This window comes from Pseudomonas sp. NBRC 111139, from assembly GCF_001753955.1.
Classification (GTDB): domain Bacteria; phylum Pseudomonadota; class Gammaproteobacteria; order Pseudomonadales; family Pseudomonadaceae; genus Aquipseudomonas; species Aquipseudomonas alloputida.
The window spans coordinates 13,456-34,803 of sequence record NZ_BCBP01000022.1; the positions used below are offsets into that span (position 1 = coordinate 13,456).

16 protein-coding genes and 1 tRNA gene are annotated in these 21,348 nt (G+C 62.0%); 14 read left to right on the top strand and 3 right to left on the bottom strand.

What is annotated here, in order from left to right; genetic code table 11:
- Positions 1-13: 13 nt before the first annotated feature.
- The 3 genes from rplQ to bfr all read left to right on the top strand — a co-directional run bounded on the left by rplQ (position 14) and on the right by bfr (position 2,640).
- Entirely contained in the window at positions 14-400 is a 387-nt protein-coding gene (gene rplQ, locus BJQ17_RS06850) for a 50S ribosomal protein L17 (RefSeq protein ID WP_003255451.1), read from the top strand.
- 172 nt (positions 401-572) lie between these two features.
- Complete coding sequence (locus tag BJQ17_RS06855; protein ID WP_070095800.1) at positions 573-2,012, top strand: catalase; 1,440 nt, start codon at positions 573-575, stop codon at positions 2,010-2,012.
- A gap of 163 nt (positions 2,013-2,175) precedes the next feature.
- Positions 2,176-2,640 carry a bacterioferritin gene (gene bfr, locus BJQ17_RS06860; RefSeq protein WP_003255449.1) on the top strand — a complete coding sequence of 155 codons (465 nt, stop codon included), beginning with the start codon at positions 2,176-2,178 and terminating at the stop codon, positions 2,638-2,640.
- A 72-nt stretch (positions 2,641-2,712) separates the two neighbouring features.
- On the opposite strand, the gene uvrA is transcribed toward bfr, so the two are convergent.
- Positions 2,713-5,547 carry an excinuclease ABC subunit UvrA gene (gene uvrA, locus BJQ17_RS06865; RefSeq protein WP_003255448.1) on the bottom strand — a complete coding sequence of 945 codons (2,835 nt, stop codon included), beginning with the start codon at positions 5,545-5,547 and terminating at the stop codon, positions 2,713-2,715.
- A gap of 129 nt (positions 5,548-5,676) precedes the next feature.
- On the opposite strand from uvrA, the gene BJQ17_RS06870 reads away from it, so the two are divergent.
- A complete protein-coding gene (locus BJQ17_RS06870) occupies positions 5,677-7,071 on the top strand; it encodes an MFS transporter (RefSeq protein WP_003255447.1) in 1,395 nt (464 codons plus the stop codon).
- A gap of 9 nt (positions 7,072-7,080) precedes the next feature.
- Positions 7,081-7,626 carry a single-stranded DNA-binding protein gene (locus BJQ17_RS06875; protein WP_003255446.1) on the top strand — a complete coding sequence of 182 codons (546 nt, stop codon included), beginning with the start codon at positions 7,081-7,083 and terminating at the stop codon, positions 7,624-7,626.
- A gap of 90 nt (positions 7,627-7,716) precedes the next feature.
- Here BJQ17_RS06875 and BJQ17_RS06880 read toward each other — a convergent pair whose 3' ends face one another.
- Positions 7,717-9,099 (bottom strand): PLP-dependent aminotransferase family protein, encoded by a 1,383-nt coding sequence (locus BJQ17_RS06880; protein WP_003255445.1) that lies wholly within the window; start codon positions 9,097-9,099, stop codon positions 7,717-7,719.
- A gap of 200 nt (positions 9,100-9,299) precedes the next feature.
- Here BJQ17_RS06880 and BJQ17_RS06885 point away from each other — a divergent pair, with 200 nt between their 5' ends.
- The 9 genes from BJQ17_RS06885 (at position 9,300) to BJQ17_RS06930 (ending at position 20,206) form a co-directional block, all read left to right on the top strand.
- Complete coding sequence (locus BJQ17_RS06885) at positions 9,300-10,085, top strand: TSUP family transporter (protein ID WP_003255443.1); 786 nt, start codon at positions 9,300-9,302, stop codon at positions 10,083-10,085.
- 21 nt (positions 10,086-10,106) lie between these two features.
- Positions 10,107-10,868, top strand: coding sequence for an SDR family NAD(P)-dependent oxidoreductase (locus BJQ17_RS06890; RefSeq protein ID WP_003255442.1), 762 nt, complete (start codon positions 10,107-10,109; stop codon positions 10,866-10,868).
- A 147-nt stretch (positions 10,869-11,015) separates the two neighbouring features.
- Positions 11,016-14,084: a formate dehydrogenase-N subunit alpha gene (gene fdnG / locus BJQ17_RS06900; RefSeq protein ID WP_139139756.1), complete on the top strand. Its 3,069-nt coding sequence runs from the start codon at positions 11,016-11,018 to the stop codon at positions 14,082-14,084.
- Positions 14,084-15,034 carry a formate dehydrogenase subunit beta gene (gene fdxH, locus BJQ17_RS06905; protein ID WP_003255436.1) on the top strand — a complete coding sequence of 317 codons (951 nt, stop codon included), beginning with the start codon at positions 14,084-14,086 and terminating at the stop codon, positions 15,032-15,034. Before fdnG ends, fdxH begins: the two co-directional genes overlap by 1 nt.
- The gene (locus BJQ17_RS06910; RefSeq protein WP_003255435.1) at positions 15,031-15,687 is read left to right on the top strand and encodes a formate dehydrogenase subunit gamma; all 657 of its coding nucleotides are present in this window, start codon (positions 15,031-15,033) and stop codon (positions 15,685-15,687) included. Before fdxH ends, BJQ17_RS06910 begins: the two co-directional genes overlap by 4 nt.
- 4 nt (positions 15,688-15,691) lie before the next feature.
- The gene (gene fdhE / locus BJQ17_RS06915) at positions 15,692-16,618 is read left to right on the top strand and encodes a formate dehydrogenase accessory protein FdhE (protein ID WP_070095803.1); all 927 of its coding nucleotides are present in this window, start codon (positions 15,692-15,694) and stop codon (positions 16,616-16,618) included.
- 139 nt (positions 16,619-16,757) lie between these two features.
- Positions 16,758-18,185 (top strand): L-seryl-tRNA(Sec) selenium transferase, encoded by a 1,428-nt coding sequence (selA, locus tag BJQ17_RS06920; RefSeq protein WP_019750300.1) that lies wholly within the window; start codon positions 16,758-16,760, stop codon positions 18,183-18,185.
- Positions 18,182-20,104 carry a selenocysteine-specific translation elongation factor gene (gene selB / locus BJQ17_RS06925; protein ID WP_070095821.1) on the top strand — a complete coding sequence of 641 codons (1,923 nt, stop codon included), beginning with the start codon at positions 18,182-18,184 and terminating at the stop codon, positions 20,102-20,104. The genes selA and selB overlap by 4 nt, the downstream gene beginning before the upstream one ends.
- Positions 20,105-20,110: 6 nt before the next feature.
- A tRNA-Sec gene (locus tag BJQ17_RS06930) sits at positions 20,111-20,206 on the top strand.
- A gap of 106 nt (positions 20,207-20,312) precedes the next feature.
- Here BJQ17_RS06930 and BJQ17_RS06935 read toward each other — a convergent pair.
- Complete coding sequence (locus BJQ17_RS06935; RefSeq protein WP_081384650.1) at positions 20,313-21,311, bottom strand: asparaginase; 999 nt, start codon at positions 21,309-21,311, stop codon at positions 20,313-20,315.
- Between the last annotated feature and the right edge of the window lie 37 nt (positions 21,312-21,348).

Genomic DNA, 21,348 nt, shown 5'->3' on the forward strand with positions numbered 1-21,348 from the left:
TAAGGAATGAATCATGCGTCATCGTAAAAGTGGACGTCACCTGAGCCGTACCAGCTCTCACCGCAAGGCTATGTTCCAGAACATGGCAGTGTCGCTGATCGAGCACGAGCTGATCAAAACCACCCTGCCGAAAGCCAAGGAACTGCGCCGCGTTGCCGAGCCGCTGATCACCCTGGCCAAGGAAGACAGCGTTGCTAACCGTCGTCTGGCCTTCGACCGTACCCGTTCGAAGTCCGCTGTTGGCAAACTGTTCAACGACCTGGGCAAGCGTTACGCCACCCGTCAGGGCGGCTACCTGCGCATCCTGAAGTGCGGTTTCCGCGCTGGCGACAACGCGCCTATGGCGTACGTCGAGCTGGTTGATCGTCCGGTCGGCGGTGCTGTAGAAGCTGCTGAGTAAGACGTTCTGTCTGCTACAGAAAACCGGGCCTAGTGCCCGGTTTTTTGTTTTTACATCTATTGTTTATTTCTATTGATGTAAGTCATGTAATGAATTTGTTCCTGTAATCTTGCTCGTCAATACTCTCTCTACAGCCGATTAGCCGGCCCTTGAAGACCGAAAAGGAGAGCCCATGAGCAAGATTCTCACCACCGCCAGCGGTGCACCTGTAGCCGACAACCAGAACTCCCGCTCCGCCGGCCCGCGCGGTCCGCTGTTGCTCGACGACTTCCACCTGATCGAGAAGCTCGCCCATTTCAATCGCGAGAACATTCCTGAGCGTCGCGTCCATGCCAAAGGCTCGGGCGCCTACGGTACCTTTACCGTTACTCACGATATCACCGGCTATACCAGCGCCAAGCTGTTCGAAGAGGTCGGTAAACAAACCGAGACTTTCTTACGCTTCTCCACCGTTGGTGGCGAGCGCGGCTCTGCAGATACCGAGCGTGACCCGCGTGGCTTCGCGGTGAAGTTCTACACCGAGGAAGGCAACTGGGACATCGTCGGTAACAACACGCCAGTGTTCTTCATTCGCGACCCATTGAAGTTCCCGGACTTTATCCACACCCAGAAGCGCCACCCGCAGTCCAACCTGAAGAACGCTCAGATGATGTGGGACTTCTGGTCGCATTCCCCAGAAGCGCTGCACCAGGTCACCATCCTCTTTTCCGATCGTGGCATTCCGGACGGCTATCGCCACATGCATGGCTTTGGCAGCCACACCTACAGCCTGATCAATGCAAAGGGTGAGCGCACTTGGGTCAAGTGGCACTTCAAGACCCAGCAAGGCATCAAGAACCTCACCCCGACAGACGCTGCACGCCTGGCAGGTACCGACCCGGATTACGCTCAGCGCGACCTCTTCGAGGCCATTGAGCGTGGCGACTACCCGCGCTGGACTGTCTGCATTCAGGTGATGAGCGAAGCCGAGGCTGCCAGCCGCGACGAGAACCCATTCGACGTGACCAAGACCTGGTCGCAGAAGGATTATCCGCTCATCGAGGTGGGTGTGCTGGAGCTCAACCGCAACCCGCTCAACTATTTTGCAGAGGTCGAGCAGGCCGCGTTCGGCCCGAGCAATATGGTGCCCGGCGTCGGTCTTTCACCGGACCGCATGCTGCAAGGCCGTGTATTCGCCTACGCCGACGCGCACCGCTATCGCGTTGACACCAACCACCAGCAATTGCCAGTCAACGCGCCACGTTGCCCGGTCAACAGCTATCAGCGCGACGGCTCGATGGCCACCGGCAGTTACGGTAGTGCACCGAACTACGAGCCAAACAGCTACAGCGATGCCCCGAAACAGTCGCCACGTCATGCTGAGCCAGCATTGGCCCTGAATGGTTCGGCTGATCGCTACGATCACCGTGAGGACACTGACTACTTCAGTCATGCCGGCGCGTTGTTCCGTTTGATGAGCGATGAGCAGAAAGCCCTGCTGATCAGCAACATCGCCGGTACCATGGCCGGTGTCAGCGAAGACGTGATTCAGCGTCAGCTACAGTACTTCTTCAAGGCGGATCCGGCCTATGGCGAAGGGATTGCGAAGGCTTTGGGCATCAATCTCGCCTAAGTCGAAGTGATAAGAAGAACCGCCCTCATTTGGGCGGTTTTTCAATGAATATCACTACTGTTTAACCGATTTTTTGCGTCTGATTGCGCGTTTTTCAGTGACCATAGGCAAAAGCTGGTTCACACTATGTGGCATAGACGTTTTCACATGGAGAATCAGGGCGATGCAAGGCCACCCGGATGTAATCAACTATCTCGTCACGCTGCTGAAGGGCGAACTGGCGGCACGCGACCAGTACTTCATTCATTCGCGCATGTACGAAGACTGGGGCCTGTCCAAGCTCTACGAGCGCATCAACCACGAGATGGAGGAAGAGACGCAGCACGCCGATGCCCTGATGCGTCGTATCCTCATGCTCGAAGGGACCCCTGACATGCGTGCGGATGACCTGGAGGTCGGTAGCACCGTGCCGGAAATGATCGAGGCAGACCTCAAGCTCGAATACAAGGTGCGCGGTGCGCTTTGTAAAGGCATCGAGCTATGCGAACTGCACAAGGACTACGTCAGTCGTGACATCCTGCGTGCGCAGCTGGCCGACACCGAAGAAGATCACACCTATTGGCTTGAGAAGCAGCAGGGCCTGATCAAGGCCATCGGGCTGGAAAACTACCTGCAGTCGCAGATGTAAGTTACCCACAGGCTCAAGTAAAAGCCCCTGGCACCCTCGGTACCAGGGGCTTTTTCATTGCGCTGGCAACACTTAGGCCCGGTCCCGCTCCAGCAATGGTTTCAGGTAATGGCCGGTATATGACTGCTTCATCTCGCTCAGCTCTTCTGGCGTACCGCAGGCAATGATCTGCCCACCCTTGGAGCCGCCCTCAGGCCCCAGGTCAACCAGCCAGTCGGCAGTCTTGATCACATCCAGGTTATGCTCGATCACCACCACGGTATTGCCGTGGTCGCGCAGGCGATGCAACACGTCCAGCAGTTGCTGGATATCGGCAAAGTGCAGACCGGTAGTAGGTTCGTCGAGGATGTACAAGGTCTTGCCGGTATCGCGCTTGGACAGTTCGCGCGACAGCTTCACCCGCTGCGCCTCACCGCCGGACAACGTGGTCGCTGATTGCCCCAGTTTGATGTACGACAGGCCCACATCCATCAACGTTTGCAGCTTGCGCGCCAGCGCCGGCACCGCATCGAAGAACTCTCGGGCATCCTCGATGGTCATTTCCAGCACCTCGTGGATGTTCTTGCCCTTGTACTTGATCTCCAGGGTTTCGCGGTTGTAGCGCTTGCTCTTGCACACGTCACACGGCACGTAGATGTCCGGCAGGAAGTGCATTTCCACCTTGATCAGGCCATCGCCCTGGCAGGCCTCGCAACGGCCCCCCTTGACGTTGAATGAGAAACGCCCCGGACCATAACCACGCGAGCGTGACTCCGGTACACCGGAGAACAGCTCGCGGATCGGGGTGAAGATGCCGGTGTAGGTCGCCGGGTTGGAGCGTGGTGTGCGGCCGATCGGGCTCTGGTCGATATCCACCACCTTGTCCAGGTGCTGCAGGCCGTCCATGCTGCTGTGCGGTGCGGCTTCCAGACTGCTTGCGCCATTGAGTGCCGTGGCGGCCAAGGGGAAAAGGGTGTTGTTGATCAGCGTCGATTTGCCCGAGCCGGATACACCAGTCACGCAGGTCAGCAGGCCGATTGGTACTTCCAGGTCGACGTTCTGCAGGTTGTTGCCACGCGCGCCTTTGAGCTTGAGCTGCAGCTTCTTGTTGCGCGGCGTGCGCTTGGCCGGCACGACGATCTTCTTGCGCCCGGACAGGTACTTGCCAGTCAGCGAATCGGGATGGTTCATGACCTCCTGGGGCGAGCCCTCGGCGACGATCTGCCCACCGTGAACACCGGCGCCTGGGCCGATATCGACCACGTAGTCGGCCAGCCGAATGGCGTCCTCGTCGTGTTCCACCACGATCACCGTGTTGCCCAGGTCGCGCAAATGGTTCAGGGTGGCCAACAGGCGGTCGTTGTCGCGTTGATGAAGGCCGATGGACGGTTCATCGAGGATGTACATCACCCCCACCAGACCGGCACCGATCTGGCTGGCGAGTCGGATACGTTGCGCTTCACCGCCGGACAAGGTGTCGGCGCTACGATCCAGGGTCAGGTAGTCGAGGCCGACATTGACCAGGAACTGAAGTCGTTCGCAGATTTCCTTGAGGATTTTTGCCGCGATTTCGCCACGGCGGCCGGTGAGGGTCAGTTGACCAAAGTAGTTGCTGGCTTCACCGATCGGCAAGTTGGTTACCGCCGGCAGGGTTTTCTCGCCCACCCACACATGGCGCGCCTCGCGGCGTAGGCGCGTACCCCGGCAATCCGGGCACGGTTGCGTACCAAGGAACTTGGCCAGTTCTTCACGCACTGTGGCCGATTCGGTTTCGCGGTAGCGGCGCTCAAGGTTCGGCACAATGCCTTCGAACGGGTGCGATCGCTTGACGATATCGCCTCGGTCGTTGAGGTATTTGAAGTCGACACTCTGCTTGCCGCTGCCCTGCAGGATCACCTTCTGGTGTTCGGCCAACAGCTCACCGAAAGGCTCCTCCAGGCTGAAGCCGTAGTGCGCTGCCAACGAACCGAGCATCTGGAAGTAGTACACGTTACGCCGGTCCCAGCCGCGGATCGCGCCTTCGGCCAAGGTCAGTTCGGTGTTGACCAGGCGTTTGGTGTCGAAGAACTGCTTGACCCCCAGGCCGTCGCAAGTCGGACAGGCGCCCGCCGGGTTGTTGAAGGAGAACAGCTTCGGTTCCAGCTCGCTGATCGCGTGGCCGCACACCGGACAGGCGAAGCGCGCGGAGAAGATCGTCTCCTCGCCTTGTTCGTCGTCCATCGGTGCCACCAGGGCAATACCGTCGGCCAGCTTCAACGCGGTCTCGAACGATTCGGCCAGGCGCTGTTGCAGGTCGGCGCGGACTTTGAAGCGGTCCACCACCACATCGATGCTGTGCTTCTTCTGTTTGTCCAGCTTGGGCAACTCATCGAGTTCGTAGAGCTTGCCGTTGACCCTGGCCCGCACGAAGCCCTGGGCGCGAAGCTCGTCAAACACCGCCAGGTGTTCGCCCTTGCGCTCGCGCACCACCGGCGCGAGCAGCATCAGCTTGCTGCCTTCCGGGCGCTCCAGCACCAGGTCGACCATCTGGCTGATCGTTTGCGCCTCCAGCGGGATATCGTGGTCCGGGCAGCGTGGAGTACCGACGCGGGCGTACAACAGGCGCAGATAGTCGTAGATTTCGGTGATGGTGCCGACCGTGGAGCGCGGGTTGTGCGAGGTCGACTTCTGCTCGATGGAAATCGCCGGCGACAGGCCTTCGATGGTGTCGACGTCGGGCTTTTCCATCATCGACAGGAACTGCCGGGCGTAGGCCGACAGCGATTCCACGTAGCGGCGCTGGCCTTCGGCGTACAAGGTATCGAACGCCAGGGACGACTTGCCGGAACCGGACAGGCCGGTGATCACGATCAACTTGTCCCGGGGCAGGGTCAGGTCGATGTTCTTCAGGTTGTGGGTACGTGCCCCACGAATCAGGATCTTGTCCACTGCGGCCTCGCTTGGCGGGCATAAACAAGGAAGTATACGGCGCGCCAGTATGACGCGGCAAAGCGTCGCGTTGATGCCGTCAAGCTGTCGGACTGATAGAATCGCCGCCGGTTCACACGAGGTTAATCCATGCACGACACCCACAACGAGCGTATGAGTGGCGGCGAAACCCGCGCCGCTGGCGGCCTTGCCCTGGTCTTTGCCTTTCGTATGCTGGGCATGTTCATGGTCTTGCCGGTACTGGCCACCTACGGCATGGACCTGGCTGGTGCCACGCCTGCCCTGATCGGCCTGGCCATTGGTGCCTATGGCCTGACTCAGGCGGTATTGCAGATCCCGTTCGGCATGGTTTCCGACCGCATCGGTCGCCGGCCGGTGATTTATCTGGGGCTGGTGATCTTTGCCCTGGGCAGTGTGCTGGCGGCCCAGGCTGACTCTATCTGGGGCGTGATTGCCGGGCGCATCCTGCAGGGCGCGGGGGCAATTTCTGCCGCGGTGATGGCACTGCTGTCGGACCTCACCCGCGAACAACACCGGACCAAGGCCATGGCCATGATCGGCATGAGCATCGGGCTGTCGTTTGCTGTCGCCATGGTCGTTGGTCCATTGCTGACAAGTGCCTTTGGTTTGTCAGGTTTGTTCCTGGTTACGGCCGGGCTTGCCTTGGTCGGCATCCTGTTGATCGCGTTTGTCGTACCCAACACCCACAGCATTTTGCAGCACCGCGAGTCGGGGGTGGCGCGCCAGGCCATCGGCCCGACACTGCGTCATCCGGACCTTCTGCGCCTGGACATAAGCATTTTCATCCTGCACGCCGTCCTCATGGCCAGCTTCGTTGCGCTGCCACTGGCGTTCGTCGAGCGTGGCGGCCTGCCCAAGGAGCAGCACTGGTGGGTGTACCTGACTGCGCTGTTCATCTCATTTTTTGCAATGGTCCCGTTCATCATCTACGGCGAAAAAAAGCGCAAGATGAAACGAGTGTTGGCCGGCGCAGTCAGTGTCCTGCTGCTGACAGAGATATACTTCTGGGAGTGGGCTGACGGTTTGCGCGGACTGGTGATTGGCACCGTGGTATTCTTTACCGCATTCAACCTGCTGGAGGCTTCGCTGCCTTCTCTGGTGAGCAAGGTATCGCCTGCCGGTGGCAAGGGGACGGCAATGGGGGTGTATTCCACCAGCCAGTTCCTCGGTGCAGCGTTAGGCGGGATCCTTGGCGGCTGGTTGTTCCAGCACGGTGGGCTGAACACGGTGTTCCTCGGTAGCGCGGTGCTGTGTGCTATCTGGCTGATCGTCGCCTTGCGCATGAACGAGCCGCCATATGTGACCAGCCTGCGCATGCCCCTGACGCCTGAGGCGGTCCGGGAAGCCGGCCTGACCGAGCGCCTGATGGCCGTGCCGGGTGTGACCGACGCTGTGGTGGTGGCAGAAGAAGCCGCCATCTATATCAAACTGGATACGAAAATTTTGGACCGTGCGACCCTCGAGCGACTGGTGAATCCAGCCTCTTCGGCGTGCGAAGCCTAGGAGAACGTTATGGCCCGTGGGGTTAACAAAGTCATTCTGGTCGGTACCTGTGGCCAGGATCCCGAAGTCCGCTACCTGCCCAACGGTAACGCCGTGACCAACCTGAGCCTGGCCACCAGCGAGCAGTGGACTGACAAGCAGTCGGGCCAGAAGGTCGAGCGTACCGAGTGGCACCGTGTGTCGCTGTTCGGCAAGGTTGCCGAAATCGCTGGCGAGTACCTGCGCAAGGGTTCGCAGTGCTACATCGAAGGCAAGCTGCAGACCCGCGAGTGGGAAAAAGACGGCATCAAGCGCTACACCACCGAGATCATCGTCGACATCAACGGCACCATGCAGCTGCTCGGCGGTCGTCCGCAAGGCCAGCAGCAGGGCGGCGACCCATACAACCAGGGTGGCGGCAATTACGGTGGCGGCCAGCAGCAACAGTACAACCAGGCACCGCCACGCCAGCAGGCCCAGCGCCCGCAACAGGCCCCTCAGCGCCCAGCGCCGCAACAGCCTGCGCCGCAGCCGGCGGCTGACTTCGACAGCTTCGATGACGATATTCCGTTCTGATCAGAGCGGTAAGGCGTTCAGCAAGACCAGAAACCCAGGGCAGTTGCCCTGGGTTTTTTTATGGGCAGCACCGCGTATCTGGCATCGCTTTCAGTAGAACAACCGCGGCTCCGCCGAATCCAGCAGGCTTGCCAGCTTGGTCAGGGCAAAGCCCAGTGCCTGGCGGCTGGGTGCCATCAGGGCGATGCGCACACCGCTGGTGGGGTGGCTGCGTTCTGGCAGGAACTGGCTGCCGCTGACCACCGTTACGCCGTTATCACGCGCCAGGTTGGCAAACTCGTCGCTGGTCCACGGTTCTGGCAGCTCCAGCCAGATATGGAAGCTGTGAGGCTGGGTGCGGATCTTGTATTGGCCAAGAATCTCCCGGGCCATGTGCTGGCGCGCGGCCGCCTCCTGTTGCTGCATACGCACCAGCTGGTCGGCCTTGCCGCTGTTGATCAGGTTACTGGCCAGTTGCGCCATCAGTGGCGATGGCATCCACACGCTGCTGCGTACCATCGATGATAACCGCGACAGGGTTTGCGGCGGGGCGTACAGGTAGCCGATGCGCAGTGCCGGCAGCACGCTTTTGGACAGGCTGGTGAGGTACACCGAGCGTTCAGGCGCATACGCTGCAAGCGGCTTGTAGCCCGGGTCGGGCTCGAGAAAACCGTAGATATCGTCATCCACGATGAACAGGTCGAACTCACGGGCGATCTCGGCGATAGCCTGGCGCCTTGCTGGGGGCATGATCGAGTTGGTCGGGTTCTGGTGCGTGGTGACGCACACCAGCAGGGAAGGGCGGTGTTCCAGGCAGGCCGCGCGCAATGCCTCCGGGATGAGCCCGTGTTCGTCCATGGCGACGCCGCGCAGGCGCCGGCCCAGGCTGTGGGCCAGGGATATGATGCCCGGGTAGCAGAGCGACTCGCACAGCACCACATCGTCACTCTTCGACAGGCTGCTGATGGCCACCAGCAGCCCATGCTGGGCGCCAGCGGTCAGTACCACCTGCTGCCAGCGAGCATCAGGCAGCCAGCGCTGTATCCAGGTCGCACCGGCTTGTTTGTGGGACGTGTGGCCACCTTCTGTCACATAGTCGAGTACCTGCCCCAAGTCAGAGGAGGCGGCCAGTTCGCGGATAGCCGTGCCTAGCCACTCGCTCATGTGAGCGTCGTTGGGCTTGATGATCGAGAGGTCGATCTGGCTACTCTCGCCGGCAACGGGTGTGGGCACCGACGGGGCGGGTAATGGCTGCCGCAGTTGCCTGACAAATGTGCCTCGGCCTACCTCGCCAGCCACCAAACCACGCTTGGCTGCTTCGTCGTAGGCCCTGCCAACCGTGCCGGGGGTTACATTCAGCGCCTCGGCGAGGTCCTTGAGCGTGGGTAAGCGATCGCCTTCTGCAAGCCGACCACGTTCGATGTCCTGTTCAAGGGCATCAGCGATCATCAGGTAAACCGGCTGTGTTTGATGGCTGTATTGGGGGACCCACATGGAGATGGCACCAGGCTCTGCAAGAGCGCGAAAGCCTAGCATGAAAGCTCGGATGCAGGTAATGATGGTAATTGGTTAAATTGAATTGAATTTATTTGAGATTGAATCGATTCAATTTTTGAAATTACAATCATCGCACCGATCAGGCCAGCCGCTCTCAGGCTGCGCCTGGCATAACGCTCCACTGGATGGACTTTGCTATGGACATGTTGGGTTCTTACTGGGCGGAGCACGGGTTGCTGGCAATCCTCATGCTTGGCGCGATCGCTTTTGTTGCGGGCTTCGTTGACAGCATTGCCGGGGGTGGCGGTTTGTTCCTGGTGCCGGGTTTTCTGCTGGTTGGCATGCCGCCCCAGGTGGCACTGGGCCAGGAAAAACTGGTCAGTACCCTCGGCACGCTGGCGGCTATCCGCAACTTCCTGGCCAACAGCAAGATGGTCTGGCAGGTAGCGTTGGTGGGGGTGCCGTTTTCGCTATTAGGCGCCTACCTGGGGGCACACCTGATCGTATCGATCTCGCAGGAAACGGTGGGCAAGATCATCCTGGCACTGATCCCGCTCGGCATTCTCATTTTCCTTACCCCCAAGGATCGTCCGGTCGAGGAGCGCGAGCTGTCTTCGCGAATGCTGTACACCGTAGTGCCGTTGACTTGCCTGGTCATCGGCTTCTATGACGGCTTCTTCGGCCCCGGTACCGGCAGCATGTTCATCATCGCTTTCCATTACCTGCTGCGCATGGACCTGGTCTCCAGTTCAGCCAACTCCAAAACCTTCAACTTCGCTTCCAACATCGGTGCTTTGGTGGCGTTCGTCAGCGCAGGCAAGGTCGTCTACCTGCTGGCATTGCCACTTGTGGCCTGCAACATCCTCGGTAACCACCTGGGCAGTTCCCTGGCCTTGCGTAAAGGCAACGACGTGGTGCGCAAGGCGTTGGTGTTCTCGATGCTCTGTCTGTTCATCAGCCTGGGCGTGAAGTACCTGACCTGATCCATTGATAGGAGATAACCAATGAAAACCGCATTTGTAACTGGTGCTTCCTCAGGCTTTGGCCGCGCCATCTGCTGCACCCTGATCGGCAAAGGCTACCGGGTGATCGGTGGCGCCAGGCGCATGGACAAACTGAAAGCACTGGAGGCCGAACTGGGCGTCAATTTCATTCCGCTGGCACTGGATGTCACTGACCCCGTATCGCTTGAGAAGGCGGTCGAGCAGCTGCGTGAGGCGTCGCTGCAGATCGATCTGCTGGTCAACAATGCGGGGCTGGCGCTGGGCGTGGACCGTGCCCAAACCAGCAGTGCCGCAAACTGGCAGCAGATGATCGACACCAACATCACCGGCCTGGCCATGGTCACCCACAAGATCCTGCCGCAGATGGTGGAAGCCGATAGCGGCATGATCATCAACATCGGCTCGATCGCCGGCACTTACCCCTACCCGGGCGGTAACGTGTATGGCGCCAGCAAGGCGTTCGTCCGCCAGTTCAGCCTCAACCTGCGTGCCGACCTGGCTGGCACCCGCGTGCGGGTGAGCAACATCGAGCCGGGGTTGTGCTCTGGCACTGACTTCTCGGTGGTGCGCCTCAATGGCGACCTGGACGCCGTGCAGGCCTTGTATCGGGATGTAGAGGCCCTCCTGCCGGAGGACATCGCAGCAACGGTAGCCTGGGTTGCCGAGCAGCCGGCGCACGTGAATATCAATACCATCGAGATCATGCCTGTGGCGCAGAGCAGTGCGGCGCTGAATGTGGTGCGCAACTTGCCACGTGCCTGATCGGGGCCGCACCACTGACCCAGGTCATCGCACCTTCTGGATTCTTGACTAGTCTTATCCTTTGGCGGCCATCAATTGGCCGCCACCGTGACTACCAAGAGGCGCCGGCAATGTTCCGCGCGTCCACCACCTGATCAGGAGTGCACGATGGACCTGAACCGTCGGCAGTTCTTCAAGGTCGCCGCCGTCGGCCTTGGAGGCTCGAGCCTTGCGGCGTTGGGCATGGCCCCAACGCCGGCATTCGCCGAGCAGGTGCGTCACTTCAAGCTGGCGCATACCAAAGAAACCCGTAACACCTGCCCCTACTGTTCGGTCGGCTGCGGCCTGATCCTGTACAGCCAGGGCGATGCGGGGAAAAACGTCAAACAGAACATCATCCATATCGAAGGGGACGCCGACCACCCGGTCAACCGCGGCACACTTTGCCCGAAAGGCGCCGGCTTGCTGGACTTTATCCACAGCCCGAGCCGCCTGCAGTACCCCGAGGTTCGCAAGCCGGGCAGCAAAGAGTGGGTGCGGGTCAGCTGGGACGAGGTGCTGGACCGCGTCGCCGACCTGATGAAGCAGGACCGCGATGCCAACTTCATCGAGAAGAATGCCCAAGGCCAAACGGTCAACCGCTGGCTCACCACCGGTTTTCTTGCCGCTTCCGCTGCTTCCAGCGAGGCTGGCTACCTGACCCACAAGGTCATCCGCGCAACAGGCATGCTGGGGTTCGATAACCAGGCACGTGTCTGACATGGCCCGACGGTGGCAAGTCTTGCCCCGACGTACGGCCGTGGCGCCATGACCAACCACTGGTCCGATATCGCCAACGCGAATCTGGTCCTGGTGATGGGTGGCAACGCAGCAGAAGCGCATCCGTGCGGCTTCAAGTGGGTGACCGAGGCCAAAGCGCACAACAAGGCGCGGCTTATTGTGGTCGACCCGCGGTTTACCCGTACCGCTTCGGTGGCGGACTACTACGCGCCGATCCGTACCGGCACCGATATCGCCTTCATGGGCGGGCTGATCAACTACCTGCTCAGCAACGACAAGATCCAGCACGAGTACGTGCGCAACTACACTGACGTGTCGTTCATCGTCAAAGAGAACTATGGCTTCGAGGATGGCCTGTTCAGCGGCTACGACGAGGCCAAGCGTGTGTACGCCGACAAGTCCGGCTGGGGTTACGAGCTGGGTGAGGACGGCTATGCCAAGGTCGACCCGACACTGCAGCACCCTCGCTGCGTGTTCCAGCTGATGAAGCAGCATTACAGCCGCTATACCCCGGAACTGGCGAGCATGACCTGTGGCATGCCACAGGACGCCATGATGAAGGTCTGGGAAGAGATCGCCTCCTGCTCGGTTCCGGGCAAGACCATGACGATCCTTTATGCGCTAGGTTGGACGCAGCATTCGATCGGTGCGCAGATTATCCGCAGTGCGGCCATGGTCCAGCTGCTGCTCGGCAACGTCGGCATGCCCGGTGGCGGGGTCAATGCCCTGCGCGGGCACTCCAACATCCAGGGCCTGACCGACCTCGGCCTGCTGTCCAACTCGCTGCCGGGCTACCTGACCCTGGCCGGTGACGCCGAGCAGGACTACGCCGCCTACATCGACAAGCGCGCTTCCAAGCCGCTGCGGCCTGGGCAGTTGTCGTACTGGCAGAACTACGGCAAGTTCCACGTCAGCCTGATGAAGGCCTGGTACGGCGCCAACGCCACGGCGGAAAACAACTGGGGTTATGACTGGCTGCCCAAACTCGATGTACCGGCCTACGACGTGCTGCGCATGTTCGAGATGATGGGCCAGGGCAAAGTCAATGGTTATATGTGCCAGGGCTTCAACCCGATCGCCGCGCTGCCGGACAAAAACCGCGTCACTGCGGCACTGGGCAAGCTCAAGTGGCTGGTGATCATGGACCCCTTGGCCACCGAGACCTCGGAATTCTGGCGCAACGCCGGGCCGTTCAACGATGTCGACACGGCCTCTATCCAGACCGAAGTGATCCGCTTGCCCACTACCTGCTTCGCCGAGGAAGACGGCTCGCTGGTCAACAGCAGCCGCTGGCTGCAATGGCACTGGAAGGGTGCCGACGGCCCTGGCGAAACGCGCACCGACGTGCAGATCATGAGCGAGCTGTTCCTGCGCCTGCGCCAACGTTACCAGGCCGAAGGGGGGGCCTATCCTGACGCGATAATGAATATCAGCTGGCCGTACAAGATCCCTGAAGAGCCCTCCCCGGAGGAGCTGGCCAAGGAGATGAACGGCTGGGCGGTGGCCGATGTCACCGACCCGACTGGCGCGGTGATCAAGGCGGGCCAGCAACTGGCGGGCTTCGGTCAGCTCAAGGACGACGGTAGCACCGCGTCTGGCTGCTGGATCTTTGCCGGTAGCTGGACCGAACAGGGCAACCAGATGGCTCGCCGCGACAACAGCGACCCGTATGGCATGCATCAGGTGCAGAACTGGGCCTGGGCCTGGCCGGCCAACCGCCGCATCCTTTACAACCGTGCCTCCAGCGACCCGCAAGGCAAGCCGTGGGACCCGGAGAAAAAGCGCCTGGTATGGTGGAACGGCAAGGCCTGGACCGGCACCGACGTGCCGGACTTCAAGGTCGACTCGCCGCCCGAGGCGGGGATGAACCCCTTCATCATGAACCCCGAAGGCGTGGCGCGTTTCTTCGCCATCGACAAAATGGCCGAAGGCCCGTTCCCCGAGCACTATGAGCCCTTCGAAACACCGATCGGCATCAACCCGCTGCACCCGCAGAACAAGAAGGCCACCAGCAACCCGGCCGGGCGCATCTTCGATTCTGTGTGGGACACCCTCGGCACGCACGATGAGTTCCCTTATGCGGCGACCACCTACCGGCTGACCGAGCATTTCCACTTCTGGAGCAAGCATTGCCGGCTCAACGCCATTGCCCAGCCCGAGCAGTTCGTCGAGATAGGCGAGGTGCTGGCCAACGAGAAAGGCATCAAGGCCGGCGACCGGGTACGGGTGTCGAGCAAGCGTGGGCATATCGATGCGGTGGCGGTGGTGACCAAGCGGATTCGCCCGCTGCAGGTCAACAATCAGACCGTGCACCAAATCGGCATTCCGCTGCACTGGGGCTTCACCGGCGCTACCCGGCATGGCTACCTGACCAATACCTTGGTGCCGTTCCTCGGTGACGGCAATACGCAGACGCCAGAGTCCAAGTCGTTCCTCGTGAAAGTGGAGAAACTCTGATGGCCAGCCAAGACATCATCGCCCGCTCGGCCACCACTACCGTGCCGCCCTCGGTGCGTCAGCAGGAGGAGGTCGCCAAGCTGATCGACACTACCAAGTGCATCGGCTGCAAGGCCTGCCAGGTGGCGTGCTCGGAGTGGAATGAACTGCGTGACGAGGTTGGCCACAACCACGGCACCTACGACAACCCCCAGGACCTCACTGCCGAGACCTGGACACTGATGCGCTTTACCGAGCACGAGCGCGACGACGGCAACCTGGAGTGGCTGATTCGCAAGGACGGCTGCATGCACTGTGCCGACCCAGGTTGCCTGAAGGCTTGCCCGAGCCCGGGTGCGATCATCAAGCACGCCAACGGTATCGTCGATTTCAACCAGGACCACTGCATCGGCTGCGGCTACTGCATCACCGGCTGCCCGTTCAACATCCCGCGTATCTCGCAGAAAGACCACAAGGCGTACAAGTGCACCCTGTGTTCCGATCGCGTCAGCGTGGGGCTGGAGCCGGCGTGCGTGAAAACCTGCCCGACCGGGGCGATCGTGTTCGGCAGCAAGGACGAGATGAAAGTGCATGCGGCCGAGCGCATCGTCGATCTGAAGTCGCGGGGCTACGACAAGGCCGGGTTGTACGACCCGGATGGCGTCGGTGGTACCCACGTGATGTACGTGCTGCACCATGCCGACACACCGAAGCTGTATGCCGGCCTGCCGGACCAGCCAGTGATCAGCCCGTTGGTGGGGTTGTGGAAGGGCTTCACCAAGCCGCTGGCGCTGTTGGCCATGGGCGCGGCGGTGCTGGCGGGGTTCTTCCACTATGTGCGGATCGGCCCACAGCGTGTCGAGGAGGATGAACACCCGACACCGCCGGACGAAAGCGTGCATCAAGTGGACCCGTCGGTCCATGTCTATGATCCGAAGCAGCCCGGTGGGCAAGGGGAGCAGCGGCCATGAACGACAACAAACCCATCCTGCGCTACAACGCCAACGAGCGTAGCAACCACTGGGTGGTGGCGATCCTGTTCATCCTGGCTGGGCTGTCGGGGCTTGCGCTGTTCCATCCGGCGCTATTCTGGCTCAGCAACCTGTTCGGCGGCGGGCCGTGGACGCGCATTCTGCATCCCTTCATCGGGGTGGCGATGTTCGTGTTTTTCCTCGGCCTGGTATTGCGCTTCTGGCGGGCCAACTTCATCACCGCCAATGACCGCCTGTGGCTGCGCCGGGTGGACCGGGTAATGCGCAACGAGGAGGAGGGCGTACCGCCGATCGGCAAGTACAATGCCGGGCAGAAGCTGCTGTTCTGGACCCTGCTGGTGTGCATGCTGGTGCTGCTGGTCAGTGGCGTGGTGATCTGGCGCGCATACTTCAGCCATTGGTTTGGCATCGATGTCATTCGCTTGTCTGCGCTGCTGCATGCGCTGGCGGCCTTCGTGCTGATTCTCAGCATCATCGTGCACATCTACGCCGGCATCTGGATCAAGGGCTCGATCGGCGCCATGCTGCATGGCTGGGTCAGCCGCGCCTGGGCCCGCAAGCATCATGAATTGTGGTACCGCGAAGTGACCGGCGACAAGACGCCGGGTGATCACGGACGAAAAGAAGGATGAGCGCTTGAGCATCATACTTGAACCCGGGCAGATCGAAGCGTCGGCAGTCACGCCGCCATTTCTGCACCTGCCTGCCGCCAACCTGTTTGAACTGCGCGCCGCCCGCCTGGAGCAACTGGCTGAGGGCAACGCGCTTGGCGACTACCTGAGGTTGATTGCGCGGTTATGCCGCATCCAGCAGCAGCTTGTGGATAACCCTCCCGGCGGCATGCCGGTGGCCGAGGCGCGTCAGCGCCTGTGCATGGATCATGGTTTGCCGCCGCTGGCGGCTGACAGCCTGGTGCGTGAAGGGCCATGGCTGGTCTGGTTGCAGGCACTGCTAGAGCACCTCAGCGGCGAAACCCGTGGCCCGATGGGTGAGGCCCTGCAGGTGCTACGAGGCAGTGATGACAATCAGCGCAAGGGCTGGGGCATTGCTTTGCTGGCAGGCCAGTACGATGGTGTGCCTGCAGCACTGGTGCCGTTTCTCGGTGCCGCGTTGCAGGCGGCCTGGTCCAGCTGGTTGCTGGCGCTGCCCGCACACCAGCTCAAGCCTGCCGGCAGCCTGGCCCAATGCCCGGCTTGTGGTTCGCCGGCGATGGCCGGGGTGGTGCGCAACCGTGGAAAGCACAACGGCTTGCGTTACCTGGCCTGTTCGTTGTGTGCCTGTGAGTGGCATGTGGTGCGGGTCAAGTGTGTGTACTGCGAGTCGAGCAAGGATTTGCGTTACACCAGCCTTGAGGATGATCGCCATGCGCCAGGCAAAGCGCCGCTGCGCGCGGAATGTTGCCCCGGGTGCGACAGCTACCTGAAGCAGAACTACCTGGAGAACGATGCGGCGGCCGAGCCGCTGGCCGATGACCTGGCCAGCCTGGCCCTGGATATACGTCTGGACGGGGAGGGCTTCCATCGCCTGGCGCCCAACCTGATGCTCGCCCCGGGTAGTGGCTGAGGGTCTACACTGAAACACCGACTTGCCTTCGTACCTACAGGTAATTGCGCCAACCTTCCGGATCACGCTGTACTTGTAGGAGCGGGTTCACCCGCGAATGGGCCAGCACAGACAACGGATCAGTCCAAGGTAGTACCGCATGTCCAACAGCCTAGCCAGCGACACCCCACGCCTGCCGTCCATCGATACCCTCCTTCGCCACCCGGCTTGCCTCCCTCTGATCGATCGCCACGGCCGTGACGCCGTGCTGAATACCCTGCGCCAGTTGCTCGACGACCTGCGCGAGCCCGCCCGTCATGGCGAACTCGGCAGCGCCGAACTGGCTCCGGAAATCCTCCTTGGCCGCAGCGGCGAACGCCTCGCCCTCCAGCAACGCAGCCAGGTTCGCCGCGTGTTCAATCTCACCGGGACCGTGCTGCACACCAACCTGGGCCGCGCCTTGCTACCGGAAGAAGCCATCGAGGCCATGCAGACCGCGGCTCGTTACCCGCTCAACCTGGAATTCGACCTGGCCACCGGCAAACGTGGCGACCGTGATGACCTGATCGAAGGCCTGATCCGCGAGCTGACCGGCGCCGAAGCCGTCACCGTAGTCAACAACAATGCCGCCGCCGTGCTGCTAGCGCTCAACAGCCTGGGCGCGCGCAAGGAAGGCATCATCTCTCGCGGCGAGCTGATCGAGATCGGTGGTGCCTTCCGCATTCCCGACATCATGGCCCGTGCCGGCGTGAAGCTGCACGAGGTTGGCACTACCAACCGTACTCACGCCCGCGACTACGAGGCCGCCATCGGCCCGCGCACTGGTCTGCTGATGCGGGTGCATTGCAGCAATTACAGCATCCAGGGCTTCACCACCCAGGTGCCTACTGCCGAGCTGGCACGTATCGCCCACCAACATCAACTGCCACTGCTTGAAGACCTGGGCAGCGGCAGCCTGCTCGACCTTACCCGCTGGGGCCTGCCCGCCGAACCCACGGTACGCCAGGCCCTGGCCGATGGTGCCGATATCGTCACCTTCAGTGGCGACAAGCTGCTGGGGGGGCCGCAAGCCGGGATCATTGTCGGCCACAAGGACTTGATCACCAGGATCAAGAAAAATCCGCTCAAGCGTGCCTTGCGCGTCGACAAGATCACCCTCGCTGCACTCGAAGCGGTGCTGGCGCTGTACCGTAACCCCGATCGCCTGGCCGAGCGCCTGCCCAGCCTGCGCCTGCTGACTCGCAGCCAAGCCGAGATCCAGGCCCAGGCCGAGCGCCTGGCGCCTGAGCTCCAGGCGCGCCTCGGCGAGCAATGGGCCATCCGTGTAGAGCCTGCGTTGGGCATGATCGGCAGTGGCAGCCAGCCGGTTGCGCGCTTGCCCAGTGCCGCGCTGTGCCTGCGCCCGCAAGTGTCGAAGAAGTTGCGCGGGCGCAGCCTGCATGTGCTGGAGCGCGCCCTGCGCGACCTGCCGGTGCCGGTGCTGGGCCGCATTGACGACGATGCCCTGTGGCTGGACCTGCGTCAGCTGGATGACGAAGCCCAGTGGCTGGCCCAGTTGCCAGCCCTGCAGCTGGGGCCGGTGCAGTGATCGTTGGTACCGCTGGCCACATCGACCACGGCAAGACCGCACTGCTGCTGGCGCTGACCGGCCAGGCCGGCGACCAGCGGCAAGAAGAGCGCGCCCGCGGCATGACCATCGACCTTGGCTACCGCTATGCGGCGCTGAGCGAAGGCGCGCCGCTGACCGGCTTCATCGATGTGCCGGGCCACGAGCGTTTTATCCACAACATGCTGGCCGGCGCCCATGGCATCGACCTGGTGTTGTTGGTAGTGGCGGCCGACGACGGTGTCATGCCACAGACCCGTGAACACCTGGCGATCATCGAGCTGCTGGGCATTCCCCAAGCGTTGGTGGCGATCAGCAAATGCGACCGGGTCGAGCCGTCGCGTCTGGCCGAGGTGCAGATGCAAGTCAGTGAACTGCTGGCGCCTGGGCCATATGCCGGTGCGCGGCAGTTTCCGCTGTCGAGCATCAGCGGGGAGGGCGTGGACGCGTTGCGTCAGGCCCTGCTGGAGGCCGAAGCAGGAACACGGCAGCGTAGTGTCTTCGGTGGTTTTCGCCTGGCCGTCGACCGTGCCTTTGCGGTTACCGGCGCCGGAGTGGTGGTCACCGGCACGGCACTGGCCGGGCGGGTCAGTGCGGGTGATACGTTGTTGCTGGGCAAGGCCGGCAAGGTGGTACGCGTGCGTGGCCTGCATGCACAGAACCAGGCCGCGTTGGTGGCAGAAGCAGGCCAACGGGTGGCGCTGAACATCGCTGCCGAGCGCCTGGCCGTGGAGCAGGTGCACCGGGGCGACTGGCTGGTGCCCGAATGGTTGCATGCGCCCAGTGTTCGGGTGGATATCGAGCTTAACCTGTTACCTGGCGAGAAGCGTGCTTTCGAACATTTCAGTGCTGTGCATGTGCACCTCGGCACCCAGGATGTAACGGCCCGGGTCGCCTTGCTCGAAGGCGAAAGCCTGGCTGCCGGCCAACGCATGTTTGCCCAGTTGTTGCTCAACGCGCCGTTGCAGGCCGTGCACGGTGACCGCCTGGTGCTGCGCGATCAGCGCGCCCAACGCACACTGGGCGGCGGCAAGGTGCTCGACCCGTTCGCCCCAAGCCGCCAACGCCGCAGCGATGACCGTCTGCAGCAGTTGCAGGTGCTGCGCGATGCAGCGGATCTGGAGCAGGCACTGCCAGCACTGCTTGCCAATGCACCGGGCGGCATTAGCCCGCAGCGACTCGAGCGGCAGTTCAACCGCCTGCGGGAAACCTGGCAGTTACCGGATGATGTGCGGGTGGTGGCCACCCGGCAGGGCCAACTGCTGTTCGCCAACGCCCAATGGCAGGCGCTCAAGCAGCAGGTTCTGGAACAGCTGGCGCGCTTTCACGAGCAAGAGCCCGACCAGCTCGGCCCGGACCGCGATCGCCTGCGGCGCTTTGTAGCCTTGCCCCTGGAACGGCCGGCTTTCGTCAGCCTGCTGGATGAACTGCTCGACGACAGCGCCATCGCCAGCAGCGGGCCATGGCTGCATCTGCCCGACCACAAGGTGCAGTTGAGCGAAGCCGACAGTGCATTGTGGGCACGTCTACAGCCGAAGTTGATCGCAGGGCAATACGACCCACCTTGGGTCAGGACGCTGGCGGGTGAGGAGAACCGTGCCGAAGCCGATGTGCGCCTGTTACTGCGCAAGTTGGCCCGGCTGGGCCTGGTGCATCAGGTGGTGCGCGACCTGTTCTATCCAGAGGCTACGCTGCAGCGCATGGCAGCGTTGATGCTGGGGCAGGCCAGCGAAACGCAGATAGTGCAGGTTGCCGCGTTTCGCGATATGTTGGGCATCGGTCGCAAGCGCAGTGTGCAGATTCTGGAATACTTCGACCGCATCGGTCTGACCCGGAGGGTGGCCGACCAGCGTCACATCCGCGCCGACAGCGCCCTGGCCCAACAGCAGGCCAGGCACTGAGTTCAAGGAAGGCAATCGCGCCCGGTGGCGCGGCCGGGCTTCAAACCCGGTTGGGGACGGCAGCCGTTCCCGGGCAGGTTCGACTCCCGCTGCCTTCCGCCATTTTTTCACCCTTTAGGGCCTCTTCGCGGGTGAACCCGCTCCTACACAGGAAACGCAATCGTCGTAGGCGCGGGTTTACCCGCGAAGAGGCCCTCAAAGGCGCTGATCAAGCCCGTTCGCCACACAGGTCCAGGACAAACCAGCGGTCCGCTGCGTCAGCATCCAACCCTGCGCCCAGTAGCGCCACCATCTTGCCCAGCGCTGCTTCACGGGTCATGCCACCGCCACTGACCAGGCCGGCCCCGCGCAAGCGGTTGCCCGCTGCATAGGTGTCGAACACCACCGAGCCTTCCGGGCACTGGCTGATAGCCGCCAGCATCACGCCGCGCTGGCGCGCTGTGCTCAGCACATTCAGCAGCGCCTGGTCATCCGATGGCCCGGTACCGCTGCCGTAGCACTCCAGCAGCAAACCCTGCACACCACTGTCTATCAAGGCCTGCAAATGCCCGGCCTGAAGCCCTGGGAATACTGGCACAACCGCCAGGTTGACCGGCTTGCGCGGCTGCTTGTAGCCCAGTTCGGCAGGGATCGTATCGGCCCGCTCAGCGTCACGGTGGCGTGGCAGCGCAGCAAAGGCATCGAACGCTTCGCTGCGTAGCTTCGACGCCCGACAGCCATGCAGCAGCTGACCGTGGAAGTACAGCTGCACGCCATCTTCCAGGCCGTGTTCGAACTGGCGCAATGCGCCGCACAGGTTGTCCCAGGCATCGCTGTCCGGGGCACCTGCCGGCAGCATCGAGCCGGTCAGCACTACCGGTGCTGGCAGGCCCAGCAACAGGAACGACAACGCAGCAGCGCTGTAGGCCATGCTATCGGTACCGTGCAGCACCAACACGCCATCGTGGCCCGCGACATCCACCGCCGCGACGATGGCATCGCGCATCGCCAGCCAGTTGTGCTGTTGCATATTGGCGCTGTCGAGCAGCGGGTTCAGCTCGTGCAGTGTCCATTGCACCTGGGGTGCATTGGCCATCTGGGCAAAGTGTTCACGCATCCGCGCGTCAAAACCACCGGCCGGTGCCAGGCCTTCGGGGGTTTCGAGCATGCCGATGGTGCCGCCGGTATAGAGAACGAGAAGATTCTTTACTGCACGCATGGAAAGCATCCGTAGCGGTGAGCGGAGAAAGAAAAGCCGCCCGCGG

Coding starts and splice junctions, on each gene's coding strand:
- rplQ (WP_003255451.1), top strand. CDS start 14: ATGCGTCATCGTAAAAGTGGACGTCACCTGAGCCGTACCAGCTCTCAC.
- BJQ17_RS06855 (WP_070095800.1), top strand. CDS start 573: ATGAGCAAGATTCTCACCACCGCCAGCGGTGCACCTGTAGCCGACAAC.
- bfr (WP_003255449.1), top strand. CDS start 2,176: ATGCAAGGCCACCCGGATGTAATCAACTATCTCGTCACGCTGCTGAAG.
- BJQ17_RS06870 (WP_003255447.1), top strand. CDS start 5,677: ATGCACGACACCCACAACGAGCGTATGAGTGGCGGCGAAACCCGCGCC.
- BJQ17_RS06875 (WP_003255446.1), top strand. CDS start 7,081: ATGGCCCGTGGGGTTAACAAAGTCATTCTGGTCGGTACCTGTGGCCAG.
- BJQ17_RS06880 (WP_003255445.1), bottom strand. CDS start 9,099: ATGTGGGTCCCCCAATACAGCCATCAAACACAGCCGGTTTACCTGATG.
- BJQ17_RS06885 (WP_003255443.1), top strand. CDS start 9,300: ATGGACATGTTGGGTTCTTACTGGGCGGAGCACGGGTTGCTGGCAATC.
- BJQ17_RS06890 (WP_003255442.1), top strand. CDS start 10,107: ATGAAAACCGCATTTGTAACTGGTGCTTCCTCAGGCTTTGGCCGCGCC.
- fdxH (WP_003255436.1), top strand. CDS start 14,084: ATGGCCAGCCAAGACATCATCGCCCGCTCGGCCACCACTACCGTGCCG.
- BJQ17_RS06910 (WP_003255435.1), top strand. CDS start 15,031: ATGAACGACAACAAACCCATCCTGCGCTACAACGCCAACGAGCGTAGC.
- selA (WP_019750300.1), top strand. CDS start 16,758: ATGTCCAACAGCCTAGCCAGCGACACCCCACGCCTGCCGTCCATCGAT.
- BJQ17_RS06935 (WP_081384650.1), bottom strand. CDS start 21,311: ATGCTTTCCATGCGTGCAGTAAAGAATCTTCTCGTTCTCTATACCGGC.